Source organism: Micrococcus sp., from assembly GCF_030523875.1.
Taxonomy (GTDB): Bacteria; Actinomycetota; Actinomycetes; order Actinomycetales; family Micrococcaceae; genus Micrococcus.
Genome location: NZ_JAUNHR010000076.1, coordinates 9,679 through 10,616, shown reverse-complemented (window position 1 = coordinate 10,616; position 938 = coordinate 9,679). Strand labels below are relative to the sequence as shown.

Genomic DNA, 938 nt, shown 5'->3' with positions numbered 1-938 from the left:
CGCCGCGGCTGGCCTTCTGCCGGCCGGCGCCGCCGCGGGAGCCTCGGGACCCGCTCAGCGGACCTTCTCCTTCAGGAAGGCGACCGCGCGGTCCCAGGCCAGCGCGGCGGCCTCGGGGCGGTAGTTGCCCTGGGGGTCGTCGTCGTTGTGGAAGGCGTGGGGGGCGTCGTAGTAGAAGTACTCGACCTCGGCGCCGGACTCGTCGCGGATCTGCTGCTCCTGCTTCCGCGCCTCCTCCACCGGGAACATCTGGTCCTGCTCGGCGTAGTGGCCCTGGACCGCGGCGCGCACGCCGGAGAAGTCGCCGGGCACGCCCTGGCCCACGCCGTAGAACGGCACGGCGGCGGAGACCTTCTCGCCCTGCTGGGCCGCGAGCGCGAGCACGAAGCCGCCGCCCATGCAGAAGCCGATCGCGCCGACGGTCTCGGAGACGACCTCCTCGCGGGCGAGCAGCCAGTCCACGGCGCCGGCCAGCTGACGGGCGCCCTCCTCGGCGGGCAGGTTCTGCATCATCTCGCCGGCCTCGTCGCCGTCGTGGGCGATCCAGCCGCCGAACAGGTCCGGGGCGAGGGCCACGAAGCCCTGCTCGGCGAGGCGGTCGCAGACGTCCTTGATGTGGTCCACGAGGCCCCACCACTCCTGGATCACGATCACGCCGGGACCCTTCCCGGACGCGGGCAGGGCCAGGTAGCCGTGGCCGGTCCGGTCGCCGTGCGCGGCGTCCTTGGTGGGCAGGTCGAACGAGACGTTCTGGTGCGGGGTCTTGGAAGCCATCATGCGCCCCACCCTACGGATCGCGCCCGGGGTGCGGCGAGGGCTGGTCGCACTCCGCGTTGTGGTGGCCCCCCCCCGCCCTCCCCCCGGGGGGGGGGGCGGGGGGGGGCCCCCACCCCCCCGCCCCCCCGCACACCCGCCGGCCCGGGGGGCGCCCCGGGGGC

1 protein-coding gene is annotated in these 938 nt (G+C 75.6%); it reads right to left on the bottom strand.

Features of this window, described 5'->3' with window-relative positions:
• Positions 1–54: 54 nt before the first annotated feature.
• Entirely contained in the window at positions 55–777 is a 723-nt protein-coding gene (locus tag Q4D18_RS09545; RefSeq protein WP_303127721.1) for a dienelactone hydrolase family protein, read from the bottom strand.
• Between the last annotated feature and the right edge of the window lie 161 nt (positions 778–938).